The organism is Microbacterium sp. GCM10027623, from assembly GCF_042666935.1.
GTDB lineage: Bacteria > Actinomycetota > Actinomycetes > Actinomycetales > Microbacteriaceae > Microbacterium.
In genome coordinates, this window is record NZ_JBHTHE010000001.1 from 757,211 (window position 1) to 769,609 (window position 12,399).

Sequence of the window (12,399 nt, forward strand, 5' to 3'; positions counted from 1 at the left end):
ATCATGATCACCGCACGCAAGTCCCGACTCGCGATCGCCGCCGGCGTCGCCCTGGCCGCGACGCTCGCACTGGCCGGCTGCGGCAGCAGCAACCCCCTCGACGAGCCGACCAGCAGCGCCGGTGGCGACACCGGCGGCGATACCGTCGTCGTCGGGTCCCAGGCCTACTTCTCGAACGAGATCATCGCCGAGATCTACGCGCAGGCCCTGGAGAACGACGGTTTCACCGTGGAGCGCAAGTTCGGCGTCGGCCAGCGCGACGCGTACATGCCGGAGGTGGAGTCCGGTGCGATCAACCTGTTCCCCGAGTACACCGGCAACCTTCTCGAGTTCTTCGACCAGGACGCCTCGGCGACCAGTCCCGACGATGTCTACGCGGCGCTGCAGAAGGCGCTGCCGGACGGGCTGACGGCACTGGATTATGCGCAGGCCAGTGATCAGGACACGTACACCGTGACGAAGAAGTTCGCCGACGAGAACGGGCTGTCGTCGATCGCCGACCTGTCGAAGCTGACCACCAAGCCGGTGCTCGGTGGAGCTCCCGAGCTCGAGCAGCGTCCGTACGGCCCCGCCGGGGCCAAGAGCGTCTACGGCGTCGACCTGGGCTTCTCCGCCACCGGCGAGAGCACACTGGAAGCGCTGCTCGCCGGTCAGGTGCAGGTGGCGGACATCTACACGGCCAGCCCGGCGTTCAAGACCGAGGACATCGTGGCGCTGAAGGACCCGGAGAACATGATCCTGGCGTCCAACGTGGTGCCGATCGCCTCGAGCGACCTCGCCGACAAGATCGCCGAGGTGATCGACCCGATCAGTGCCGCGCTCAGCGCCGACGACCTCGTGTCGATGAACGTGCAGTCGACCGTCGATCAGACGTCCTCGAAGGACATCGCCGCGAAGTGGCTGAAGGACAAGGGTCTGCTCTGACGCGGTTCCCGTGCCCCGGTTCGTCGGCGCCGGTTCCTTCCGAACCGGTTCTCGCGAGCCGGCTCTTCGCTCCCGCCGGGGCGCTCAGACCCGAGCGTCCTGGCGGGGCAGCCACACCTGGTTGATGATGAGCAGGATCGACGCGGTCACCGGCACCGCCACCAGCGCGCCGAGCAGGCCGAGCAGGGTGCCGCCGGCGAGTGCGCCGATGACGACCAGCGATCCGGGCACCGAGACCGTCCTGTTCATCACCCGCGGAGTGAGCACGTACGCCTCCACCTGGATGTAGATCAGGTAGATGATCGCGAACAGCAGGGCGTGCAGCGGATCGGCGAAGAGCGCGATGATCGATCCGATCGCCAGGAACAGCAGGGGTCCGACGAGCGGGATGAGCGTCACCAGGAAAGCCACGGTGGCCATCAGCGGCGGGAACGGCAGCCCCAGAACGAGGTAGAGGATGAACGCCACGATCGCGTTCGCGAACGCCAGGACGACCATCCCCTGCACGTAGCCGCCGACGGAGACGGTGATCTGATCGGTGATCCTGCGGGCGTTGTCGCGATCGCGGGCGGGGGCGAAGCGCAGCATCGCCTCCGTGATGGTCGGGAGGCCGGCGACGAAGTAGAGCGTCAGCACCAGCACGACGATGAATCCCGACACGCCGGCGGCGATCGAACTGCCCACCTTCAGGGCTCCGCCGCCGATCACTGTGAGCGTCTTGCCGTCGGTGAGGAAGTTCTGCGCCTCCGCGACGAGCTGCTCGAACTGCTCGCCGAACTGCTTCTCCAGCACCGCGTAGACATCGCTGCGGGTGAAGTCGGTGATCAGGTCGGGCACCGACTTCACGAACAGCGTGATCTGCTCGACGACGACGGGCACGATCATGATCAGCACCAGCGCGAGCGCGGCCACCAGCCCGAGGATGACGGCGAGCACGCTCAACGGACGGGACAGGCCCCGCCGCTCCAGGAATCGCACGGCCGGATCCAGACCGAGAGCGGCGAACAGCGCCAACGCCACGTAGACGAGCACCGTCGACAGGCTCGACAGCGTCAGGGCGAGCAGGAAGGCCGTGAGCCCGCCGAGCGTCACCAGGAACCCGGCGGTGAAGGGCTTGTCGACGCGCGCCCAGAAGGATCTGCTGGGAGTCGGAGATTCGACGACCGGGTGGGTGGCGGAGATCTCGGACACCACCTCGGGGTCCTCCAGCGCGATCCCGGCGTCGTCGTCGGTCTCGTTCTCGCTGTTCGCGGATTCGTCGGCGCTCATGCGGATCACTCTATTGCTCGCTTCGGTATCGTCGAGGATGCCCCACCCCGAGGAGAGATCATGTCTGCAGATGACGCCCGCGCCGAACTGCTCCGCCTGCGCGCCAGCATCGACAACATCGACGCCGCCCTGATCTTCATGCTGGCCGAGCGCTTCCGCGCCACACAGCAGGTGGGGCGTCTGAAGGCGGAGCATGAGATGCCCCCGTCGGACCCCCAGCGCGAGGAGCAGCAGGTCGCGCGGCTGCGCGGGCTCGCCGAGGCGGCGCACCTCGATCCGGAATTCGCCGAGAAGTGGTTCAACTTCGTGGTCGCCGAGGTCATCCGCCACCACACCGAGGCCGCCGAGGGGCGCTGAGTCCTGCTGCGGCGCCGCCGCAACGACCCGCGCGATCTTCTGCGTTTCGCGCGCTACTGCCTCGACAGCCCACCCCGGCAGATGCAATAATCTGATTGTTATTGCGATCGAACAATCAGAAACTTGCATCCACGGGAGCTGGGACATGACCAACGCCGCCGGCGCGCACATGCGCGCGGAACTCACCTCGCAGCCCGAGACCTGGGCGCGCGCCGCCGGGATGCGCACCGAGCAGGCGCTGCTGCCGGCATCCGGTGCCCGCATCGCCGTCGTCGGCTGCGGGACCTCCTGGTTCATGGCGCAGTCGTACGCCGCCCTCCGCGAGGCGGCCGGCCACGGCGAGACCGACGCGTTCACCGCCTCGGAAGTGCCGACCGGCCGGGGCTACGACGCGATCGTCGCCCTGACGCGGTCCGGGACGACCACCGAGGTGCTCGAGCTGACCGAGCGCGTGAAGGGCAGCACGCCGGTCGTCGCCGTCCTCGGCGATGACACCTCTCCCTTGGTCGACCTGGCCGACACCGTCATCGCACTGCCGTTCGCCGATGAGCAGTCGGTCGTGCAGACCCGCTTCGCGACGACGGCGCTCGCGCTGTTCCGCGCCTCGCTCGGAGAGGACCTCGACCCCGCCATCGCCGATGCGCAGACGGTGCTCGACGGCACCGACGATGCCGAGCTGGGCTCCGCCGAGCAGTACTCGTTCCTCGGACTCGGCTGGACCATCGGTCTCGCCCACGAGGCGGCTCTGAAGATGCGCGAATCCTCGCAGTCCTGGACCGAGTCGTACAGCGCGATGGAGTACCGTCACGGTCCGATCGCGATCGCCGCTCCCGGCCGCATCACCTGGCAGTTCGGCACGGCTCCCGAAGGGCTCGAGGCGCAGGTCGCCGCCACGGGCGCGCGGTTCGTGCAGCATCCGATCGACCCGATGGCCGACCTCGTGCGCCTGCACCGCGTCGCGCTGGATCGTGCGGTGGGCAGGGGCCTCGACCCGGACCAGCCGCGCAACCTGACCCGCTCCGTCATCCTCGACGATTGAGCGGCCGCCCCCGCATGTCCGAGCGCGAGAACATCCCCGACGTCGTGGCCGGCGCCTCCGGTGCTTCCGGAGCTCGCGTCGCCCGTGCGGCGTCGATCGGACGCGGCGTGCCCGTGCTCGCGTTCGACGTGGGAGGGACCGACATCAAGTCGGCGCTGTTCGACGGCGACGGGACCGCGCTCGGACTGAACCGCACGCCGACCCCGTCCGGCGGTGAGGACCCGGCGCGGGCGCTGGTGGACCGATTGGCCGTGCTCGCCGGCGAGCTGCGCGATCAGCATCCGGGCGTCGTTCCCGAGGCGGTCGGACTCGTCGTGCCGGGGATCGTCGACGCCGACGGAGGGGTCGCGGTCTTCAGCAGCAACCTCGGCTGGCGCAACGCCCCGCTGCGCGATCTGATGGCGCAGCGCTTCGGTCTGCCGGTCGCGTTCGATCATGACGTGCGTGCGGGCAGCTGGGCCGAGCGTGTGCTCGGCGGAGCGCGGGACTATGCCGACGCGGTGGTGCTGATCATCGGCACCGGGATAGCCGGGACGCTGCTCGTCGGCGGCCGGCCGTACACCGCGGGCGGCTATGCCGGCGAGATCGGACACTCGCCGATCGGGGAGTGGCCGTGCCCGTGCGGCGCGCGCGGATGCCTCGAGGCCGTCGCGTCGGCAGGCGCCATCGCCCGCCGCTACACCGAGGCGACGGGCGCGGCCGTGGCGGGAGCGCACGACGTTCTGGTGCTCGCCCGGGCCGGGAACGAGATCGCGATGCGCATCTGGAACGACGCGCTGGACGCACTGACCCTGTCGATCGCGCAGCTGACCGCCGTGCTCGCGCCGCAGGCCGTCGTGATCGGCGGCGGCCTCTCCCGCGCGGGTGACGCGCTGTTCGAGCAGCTGCGCCTCCGGCTTGCCGACCGGCTCAGCTTCCACCGCATCCCCGCGCTGGTTCCCGCGGAGCTGTCCGGAGATGCCGGCATCCTCGGCTCCGCCCTGCTGGCACGGGAGGCCGCAGGCGGGGAGGCGCGGGAGGCCGCACGCGGGGAGGAGCGGGCATGATCATCGCCGTCACGCCGAATCCGGCGCTGGATCTCACCTGGCATGTCGCCGCGCTGACCGTCGGGGGCACACATCGCGCGGATGCCGGCGCCGCGCGCGCGGGCGGCAAAGGACTGAACGTCGCGCGGGTCGCTCACACGCAGGCTGCGTCCACGGTCGCGATCACCACGGTCGGCGGCGCGACGGGCGAGGAGTTCACCGCCGAACTGGAAGCCTCCGGGGTGCCGCATGCGCTCGTCCCGGTCGCCGCCGCTACGCGCCGCAGCGTCGCGCTGGTCGACGAATCCCTCGGTGACACCACGGTCGTGAACGAGTACGGCTTGGCTCCGAGCGCGGAGGAGTGGACAGCGCTGACGGATGCCGTGGCCGCCGCGCTCGCCGGCGCCTGTCGAGAGGAACCACATTCTGCACGGGAAACCACGTCTGCGCATGTGTCCCATGCAGAAGGCGGTGTCTCGGTGGATGAGCGGGCAGCGGATGCCGCCGCCGACGTCCTCGTGATCTCGGGCAGCTTCCCACCGGAGACGCCCGAGCGGCTGCTGCCCGCGCTCATCCGGATCGGGCGCGACGCCGGCGCGGTCGTGATCGTCGACACTTCGGGGCCGTCACTGCTGCGCGCGGCCGACGCGGGAGCATCCGTCCTGAAACCCAACGAGCACGAGCTGCGTGATGCCACGGGGCTCGACGACCCCGTCGACGGTGCCCGCGAGCTGGTGCGCCGCGGCGCAGAGCTCGTGCTGCTGTCGCTGGGCGCCGAGGGCATGCTCGCGGTGAGCGCCGCATCCGTCGCGGGTGTGGATGCCGGAGCCGACGCGCCCCACCCGGGCGCGACGCCAGACGGTGCGGATGCCGACGGCGCCGGGCGACCGAGTGACTCCGCCCCGGTGAGCGCGTCCGCCCACCTCAGCACGTCCGCCCCGGCCGTGAGCATCCTGCACGCGCGCCTGCCCGCCGCACTCGCGGGCAACCCGACCGGCGCGGGGGATGCGGCAGTGGCCGCCTGCGCGGTGCTGATGGACGCCGGCATCCGCGACCCCGAGCAGATCCTCCGCCGCGCGACAGCATGGTCGGCTGCGGCCGTGCTCATGCCGCTCGCCGGCGAGATCCACGCGTCCTGGCCCGACCTCGAACGCACGCTCATCGTCACGCCCCGCACCGTCGAGAATCCACGTGCCGACCGAGACATGACCCCCGGCGGGCATTCTCACGCGGCAGGCGAATTCTCGCCGGCTACAGAAACCCCCTCCGACTCGAAGGAGCCCCGATGACCCTCGTCTCCGCTCGCGACCTGATGCGCGCGTCCGCCGCGGCCGGCACCGGGCTCGGCGCGTTCAACGTCATCCACCTCGAGACCGCCGAGGCGCTGGTCGCGGCATCCGAGCGCGCGCAGCTGCCGGTGATCCTGCAGATCTCGCAGAACTGCGCCGACTACCACGGCGGACTCGAGCCGATCGGCTGGGCGACCCTCGCCATCGCCCGCCGTGCCGCCACCCGCGTGGCCGTGCACCTCGACCACGCGGAGCGCCCCGAGCTCGTCGACGAGGCGATCGAGCTGGGCTTCGGATCGGTCATGTTCGACGGCGGCAGGCTCGACTACGACGAGAACGTCGACCTGACCGCCGATGTCGCCGCGCGCGCCCGTGCGGCTGGTGTGCACATCGAGGCCGAACTCGGCGAGGTCGGCGGCAAGGACGGCGCGCACGCGCCCGGCGTGCGCACGGACCCGGCCGAGGCGCGGGCGTTCGTCGAGGCCACCGGCGTGGACTCGCTGGCGGTCGCGGTGGGCTCCTCGCACGCGATGCTCGACCGCTCGGCCTCGCTCGACATCGAGCTGATCGGCCGGCTGCGCGCCGCGCTGCGCGGTGCAGGGCGCTCCGGGGGCGACGTACCGCTCGTGCTGCACGGCTCGTCGGGCGTCTCGGACGACGTGATCGTGCAGGCCGTGCGAGCCGGCATGACCAAGATCAACGTGTCCACGCACCTGAACGGCTTCTTCACCCGAGCGGTCCGCGACTGGCTCGCCGCGGACGAGAGTCTCGTCGACTCGCGCAAGTACATCGCCCCGGCGCGCGACGCCGTCGCCGCAGAGGCGGCTCGGATGCTGCGCCTGTTCGCCCTGGCCGAGGTGTGAGCAGTATGAATCGCGCTGCCCGACTCACCGCCATCCTCGATCTGCTCGCCGCCCAGGGTGAGGTCTCGGTCGACGAACTGGTCGACCGGTTCGGAGCATCCGCCGCGACCACCCGCCGCGACCTGGACAGCCTCGCCGAACGCCGTCTGCTCACCCGCACCCATGGCGGTGCGGTGGCGCAGTCGGTCGCCTATGAGCTGCCGATCCGCTATCGCAGCCACCTCGGCACCGGCGCCAAGGAGCACATCGCCGCGATGGCGGCCTCGCTCGTGGAGCCCGGGTGGGTCGTCGGACTCTCCGGTGGCACGACGACGAACGCGATCGCCACGGCCCTCGCCGCGCGCGACGACCTGGCCGAGCGCGGAGTGACCGTGGTCACGAACGCGGTGAACATCGCCGCGCAGCTCGCCATGCGGCCGGAGTTCAAGGTGGTCGTCACCGGCGGCACCATCCACTCGCGCAGCTTCGAACTCGTCGGACCCTTCGTGGAGCAGCTGCTGGCCGGCATCCGGCTCGACATCGCCTTCATCGGCGTGAACGGGCTGTCGGCCCGGGAGGGGGCGACCACGCACGACGAGGCCGAGGCGGCCGTGAACCGCATGATGGCCGCGCGCGCGGAGCGGGCGGTGGCCGTCGCCGACGCGTCGAAGATCGGCCACGCGGCGTTCGCCCAGGTAGGAGGCTCCGACCTGTTCCCGACGGTGATCACGGATGCTGCGCTCGCAGCCGCGCAGCGTGATGCACTGACGGATGCCGGTTACGAGGTCCGCATCGCGACCTGAGCCCGCCTCCGCCGCACTCGCCTCCCGACGGGAGGGGAGGCGGGGTCAGAGTCCGCGGGAGCCGGCCGCCTGGGCGAAGATCAGGCTGGTCGAGGTCGATGCCACCTCGGGTCGCAGGCTGAGCGTGTCCGAGACGAGTTCCCGCAGCGCCCCGGCGTCCGGCACGGCGACGTGCACGAGGAAGTCCCGGTCGCCGGCGAGGAAGTACACGCGCTGTGTGGCGGGGAGCTCCTCGAGGTAGGCCTGGAAGCGGCGCAGGTCGCCGCGGGCGTGCGCGTGCAGGCGGATGGTGATCAGCGCCTCGAGGTGCAGGCCGATCGCCGCGGGGGAGATCTCGGCGTGGAAGCCGACGATCACGCCGCTCGCCTGCAGGGCTCGCACGCGCTTCAGGCAGGTGGATTCGGCGATGCCGGCGCGCGCCGCGAGCTCGGTGTTCGACAGGCGCCCGTTGCGGCTGAGTTCGGAGAGGATGGTGCGGTCGACGGCATCCAGCCCGGCATCCGCCATCGCCGTCCGTCGGGAGGCCGAAGAATCGGATGTCGACATGCTCACTTCCTCCTCCAATCCGCAGGATCTGCGTCGCTTCCGGCGATTGTATGCAGAATCTTTCCTCGCATCCCACCGTCACGCGCGAAATCCGCATAATCGTCAGTGAGCGGGACGTCATCGCGTCCCGCCCACACGGAATCACGTCTCAGGAGGACGCAATGTCGCGCACGATCGTCGTCGGAGCCGGAATGGTCGGGCTCGCCACGGCATGGCATCTGCAGGAGCGCGGGGTCGAGGTGACCGTGATCGACCGCGTGGGCGTCGCCGCCGGATCGTCCTGGGGAAACGCCGGCTGGCTGACCCCGGGGAAGACCATCCCGCTGGCCGACACCAGCCTGTGGACCTACGGACCCCGAGCGCTGCTCGATCCGGACGCCGCGCTGCACGTGCCGTTCCGCGTCGACCCGGGCCTCTGGTCGTTCCTGGCCCGGTTCGCCGCGCACGGCACCAACCGGGCGTGGGATCGCACGATGGCGGCCCTCACGCCCATCGACAAGATGGCACTGGAGTGCTTCGACGAGCTGCTCGACGGCGGTGTCGAGTCGTGGACCCGCGAAGGTCCGTTCGTGATCGGGTTCAAGGAGAAGGCGCACGCCAAGGGATTCCTGCACGAGGTCGAGGGGGTCATCCGTCACGGCCAGGAGGTGCCGCTCGAACAGCTCGAGAACCCGCGGGAGCTCGCACCGGTGCTGTCGGATGCCGTGAAGCATGTCTACCGCCTCGACGGTCAGCGCTACTTCGAGCCGGCGCCGTTCGTCGAGGCGCTGGGCCACGCGGTCGTCGACCGCGGCGCCGAGTTGATCACGGGCGTCGAGGTGACGGATGTCTCATCGACGCGCCGCCCCGTCGTCACCCTGTCGAACGGGCACCGGAGGGAAGCCGACTCGGTCGTCATCGCCACCGGGGCGTGGATGCCGAAGCTCGCCCGCAAGCTCGGCGTGCGCACCCGGGTGCAGGCCGGTCGTGGGTACTCCTTCACGGTCGCCACGGAGCAGCCGCAGGAGCATCCGGTCTACCTGCCGTTCCAGCGCATCGCCTGCACCCCGTACCAGGGGCGTTTCCGCATCGCGGGCACCATGGAGTTCCGCTCGCCCGACGAGCCGTACCAGCCGCGCCGCGTGCAGGCGATCATCGCGCAGGTGCGCGAGATGTTCCGGGGCCTGGACCTCGACGACCGCCAGGACGAGTGGATGGGCTCGCGCCCGGTCACGCCGGACGGCCTGCCTCTGGTCGGTGCGACGCAGGCGCCGAACGTGTACGTCGCCGGTGGCCACGGCATGTGGGGGATCGTGCTCGGACCCGCGACCGGCAAGCTGCTGGCCGAGCAGATCACGACCGGCCGCATCGACCCCGCGATCCAGCCCTTCGACCCGCTGCGCTGAGCGCGCGGCCGCCCCGCATCGGCGTGCGCATCGCCGCGGATGGAAGAGGTCGCTTCCCCGGCGTCCGCACCCGCCTTTTCCATCTGCCCCACCGCGCACGGATGGAGAACGCTGGTCCCCGGGGCCTCCGGCCGACGTTCTCCATCCGTGCGGCGGCCCAGGGCGGATGCCGAAGACGGGCGGATGCCGAAGCATCAGCCGCGCGTGACGGGCTGCTGCAGCTCGGTGACCCAGTCGGACTGGTCCTCCGACTCGGCGCGCGGATACAGTTCACGGCACAGGCCCGAAGGCACATAGCCACGGGCGAGCATCTCGGCGTGCATGGCGTGCCAGGAATCGCGGATGCCGGACATCGCGCCCAGATGGATGCCGCGGACGGAGCGCTCCTCAGCCGGCAGGTCGATCAACTCCAGACCGTCGATCGGCTGGCCGCCGTATGCATAGCCGACGGTGAGGTGCATGCCTTCGTCCGTGCGGTCGTAGACGGCGATCGGGGTGTCGAGGATGCCGTGCTCGTCGGGCAGCGCCTCCTCCACTGCGCCGAACATGGGGCCGACGTGCATGCCGACCTCCTCATCGGGGACGGTCGCTGTGCGCGCCACGAGACGGACAGCGGGCAGGGGACACCGTGTCAGGGTCAAGTCTGCCCGGTGAGTCGGCGCGACGCGGATGGAAAGTGCGGGTGCGGGGGTGCGGGAACCGGCGTTCTCCATCCGGCTCGGATGCTGCGGATGCAAAGTGCGGGTGCGGAGGCCGCGGAACCGGCGTTTTCCATCTTCGGGTGCGCGCTCAGTCAGCGCGCAGCCATCGCCGCGAGCACGGGTTGCTCGTACTGCTTCGCGTGCTCGGCCCAGCCGGCCTCGGCGGGGATCGAGCGCAGCGCCCGGCTGGTGACCCCCATGATCAGCGCGATGGCGCACAGGGCGAGGCTGAAGATCAGCGTCGAGGTGCGCCCCGCCCAGGCGAGCCCGAAGCCGGCGATCAGCGGAGAGAGCGGCATGGCGCCCATGCTCAGCACCCCTCCGACGCTGTTGACGCGTCCGATCAGCGCGGACGGCGTGGCGACCATCGTGTACCCGCTGAAAGCGGCGTTCAGCGCGGGGATGAGGAACACGGCGGCGCAGATCAGCAGGGCGACGCCCCACGGCGTCTCGACGAAGACCCCGCCCACCATCGCGGCGGTGCACGCGGAGAGCCCGAGGATCATCAGCATCCCCGCCCCGATCCGCGGCACGAGCGACGGAGCCAGCAGTGCGCCGACGAGCATGGCCGCACCGGACGCCGCCATCATCCAGCCGATCGTCGCTTCGGAGTACCCGGCCTGCAGCACCGCGTAGATCATCGTCGTGATCCCGGCATTCAACCCCAGATTGATCACGGTCGCGACGACCGTTCCGGTGCTCAGATCGGGTCGGCGGAACAGCCAGCGCACCCCCTCGCGCAGCTCGCGCAGTCCGTTGGCGCGCAGAACAGGATCTGCGGATGCCACCGCGCCGGCCTCCGCATCCACCGCGCCCGGCACCGCGCCCGCGTCTGCTCCCGCGTTCCCACCCGCACCCGCCCCGGCATCCGCATCGGACCCGCCGGCTCGCGCCCACCCGACGCGCCGGCCGAGAGCCCACGCCGCGACGGCGGAGATCAGGCTGCTCAGCATCATCGCCGCCCCGATCAGCCAGCCGCCTGCGGCGAGCAGCATGCCGCCGATGGGGCCGCCGGCCAGCTGCAGCGCCGCATCCCGGCCCTGGTTCGCCGCCTGCGCGCGCCCCATCATCTGCTCGGGGACGATGTCCTTCAGCGCGGCCTCGCCCGCCGGACCGAACAGACCGCTGATGGCGGCGAGGACGACCTCGAACAGCAGCAGGGCGAGGAAGTCGATACCGCCCGCGACGGCTGTGGCGGTGAACGCGCCTGCCGCGATGGCCGCGATCCCCGCCCCGAGTGCCATCATCACGATGCGGCGGTGCCGGTCGGCGAGCACTCCTCCCGTCAACGTGGCGAGCAGGCGCACCACGGTGCCGACGGCGGCGACGACGCCTGCCTGGGCGGGATCGTTCGTGATCACCAGGGCGAGCAGCGGCACGGCGAAGCTGAACAGGGTCGCGGCCAGGCCCTTGCCCGTGTCGGATGTGAGCCACAGCAGGTACGGCGTCTGCCGCCACAGTCGCGGGAAGGTCGTGGTCATGGGGTTCACCATAAACCCGCAATAAGAGTTGCGCAAGATGACTTGCGCAAATAGTTCTGACTAGACTGACGGCATGACGGAGAAGGCGGGTTCACCGGCCGAGGACGCGGCTGCAGGGCCGACGGCACCGTCGGGCGATCAGACCGCGATCGCGACGACTGCGATGCTGAAGGCGCTCACCCATCCGCTGCGCCGACAGATCCTGCGCCTGCTCGCGAAGCGCGAGTACCTGCGCGCGGCCGATGCGGCGGAGGCCCTGGGGGTCCCGGCGAACAAGGTCAGCTTCCATCTGCGGGTGCTGGCTGACGCCGGTCTGCTCGTCGAGGCTCCCGAGCACGCCCGTGACCGGCGGGACCGGGTGTGGAAGGGGCAGGCGGCCGGGGTCAGGCTCGGCGGGCCCGAGGCCCCGATCGACGATCCCGCTCTCGGCGACGCGGTGCTGGCTGCTCTCATGGACGACCACTACGACGTGGTGCGTCGGATGCTGGCATGGACGCCCGACTACATCGCGGGCCGCACCACCGAGATGCACGCCGAGTTCACGCAGAAGACCATCCGCCTGACCGAGCCCGAGTTCGTGGCGATGATGGAGCGCTTCAACGAGATCTCGCGCGAGTTCGCCGAGGCCCACGAGCGCGCGCACCCCGACCGCGACGATCCCGATGTCCGGGTCTGGAGCATCGACATCGTCGCGGCCGACGACACCATCTGACGAACGTCGCTGCGCGATCGACGGGC

At 70.7% G+C, this 12,399-nt stretch carries 13 protein-coding genes; 9 read left to right on the plus strand and 4 right to left on the minus strand.

The window, feature by feature from the left end; all coding sequences use genetic code 11:
• The first annotated feature begins 3 nt into the window (after nt 1-3).
• Entirely contained in the window at nt 4-924 is a 921-nt protein-coding gene (locus ACFQY2_RS03505) for an ABC transporter substrate-binding protein (protein ID WP_378744237.1), read from the plus strand.
• A gap of 84 nt (nt 925-1,008) precedes the next feature.
• Here ACFQY2_RS03505 and ACFQY2_RS03510 read toward each other — a convergent pair whose 3' ends face one another.
• On the minus strand, nt 1,009-2,193 hold the full coding sequence (locus tag ACFQY2_RS03510; protein WP_378744238.1) for an AI-2E family transporter: 1,185 nt from the start codon (nt 2,191-2,193) through the stop codon (nt 1,009-1,011).
• Between the two features lie 60 nt (nt 2,194-2,253).
• Between ACFQY2_RS03510 and ACFQY2_RS03515 the strand changes: the two genes are divergently transcribed.
• The 6 genes from ACFQY2_RS03515 to ACFQY2_RS03540 all read left to right on the plus strand — a co-directional run bounded on the left by ACFQY2_RS03515 (nt 2,254) and on the right by ACFQY2_RS03540 (nt 7,548).
• Nucleotides 2,254-2,550, plus strand: a complete 297-nt coding sequence (locus tag ACFQY2_RS03515; RefSeq protein WP_378744239.1) for a chorismate mutase — start codon at nt 2,254-2,256, stop codon at nt 2,548-2,550.
• Nucleotides 2,551-2,695: 145 nt separating this feature from the next.
• Entirely contained in the window at nt 2,696-3,589 is an 894-nt protein-coding gene (locus ACFQY2_RS03520; RefSeq protein WP_378744240.1) for an SIS domain-containing protein, read from the plus strand.
• Complete coding sequence (locus tag ACFQY2_RS03525) at nt 3,586-4,635, plus strand: ROK family protein (RefSeq protein WP_378744241.1); 1,050 nt, start codon at nt 3,586-3,588, stop codon at nt 4,633-4,635. Before ACFQY2_RS03520 ends, ACFQY2_RS03525 begins: the two co-directional genes overlap by 4 nt.
• Nucleotides 4,632-5,903 (plus strand): 1-phosphofructokinase family hexose kinase, encoded by a 1,272-nt coding sequence (locus ACFQY2_RS03530; protein WP_378744242.1) that lies wholly within the window; start codon nt 4,632-4,634, stop codon nt 5,901-5,903. The genes ACFQY2_RS03525 and ACFQY2_RS03530 overlap by 4 nt, the downstream gene beginning before the upstream one ends.
• Entirely contained in the window at nt 5,900-6,766 is an 867-nt protein-coding gene (locus tag ACFQY2_RS03535) for a class II fructose-bisphosphate aldolase (RefSeq protein ID WP_378744243.1), read from the plus strand. The genes ACFQY2_RS03530 and ACFQY2_RS03535 overlap by 4 nt, the downstream gene beginning before the upstream one ends.
• A gap of 5 nt (nt 6,767-6,771) precedes the next feature.
• Complete coding sequence (locus ACFQY2_RS03540; protein WP_378744244.1) at nt 6,772-7,548, plus strand: DeoR/GlpR family DNA-binding transcription regulator; 777 nt, start codon at nt 6,772-6,774, stop codon at nt 7,546-7,548.
• 45 nt (nt 7,549-7,593) lie between these two features.
• Here the strand turns inward: ACFQY2_RS03540 and ACFQY2_RS03545 are convergent, their stop codons facing one another.
• The gene (locus ACFQY2_RS03545; protein WP_378744245.1) at nt 7,594-8,094 is read right to left on the minus strand and encodes an Lrp/AsnC family transcriptional regulator; all 501 of its coding nucleotides are present in this window, start codon (nt 8,092-8,094) and stop codon (nt 7,594-7,596) included.
• Nucleotides 8,095-8,255: 161 nt separating this feature from the next.
• Here ACFQY2_RS03545 and ACFQY2_RS03550 point away from each other — a divergent pair, with 161 nt between their 5' ends.
• Entirely contained in the window at nt 8,256-9,479 is a 1,224-nt protein-coding gene (locus ACFQY2_RS03550) for an NAD(P)/FAD-dependent oxidoreductase (RefSeq protein WP_378744246.1), read from the plus strand.
• 194 nt (nt 9,480-9,673) lie between these two features.
• On the opposite strand, the gene ACFQY2_RS03555 is transcribed toward ACFQY2_RS03550, so the two are convergent.
• Both ACFQY2_RS03555 and ACFQY2_RS03560 read right to left on the minus strand, forming a co-directional pair.
• Nucleotides 9,674-10,042: a hypothetical protein gene (locus tag ACFQY2_RS03555; protein ID WP_378744247.1), complete on the minus strand. Its 369-nt coding sequence runs from the start codon at nt 10,040-10,042 to the stop codon at nt 9,674-9,676.
• Between the two features lie 230 nt (nt 10,043-10,272).
• A complete protein-coding gene (locus ACFQY2_RS03560) occupies nt 10,273-11,661 on the minus strand; it encodes an MFS transporter (RefSeq protein ID WP_378744248.1) in 1,389 nt (462 codons plus the stop codon).
• 73 nt (nt 11,662-11,734) lie between these two features.
• Here ACFQY2_RS03560 and ACFQY2_RS03565 point away from each other — a divergent pair, with 73 nt between their 5' ends.
• A complete protein-coding gene (locus ACFQY2_RS03565) occupies nt 11,735-12,373 on the plus strand; it encodes an ArsR/SmtB family transcription factor (protein WP_378744249.1) in 639 nt (212 codons plus the stop codon).
• Nucleotides 12,374-12,399: the final 26 nt, after the last annotated feature.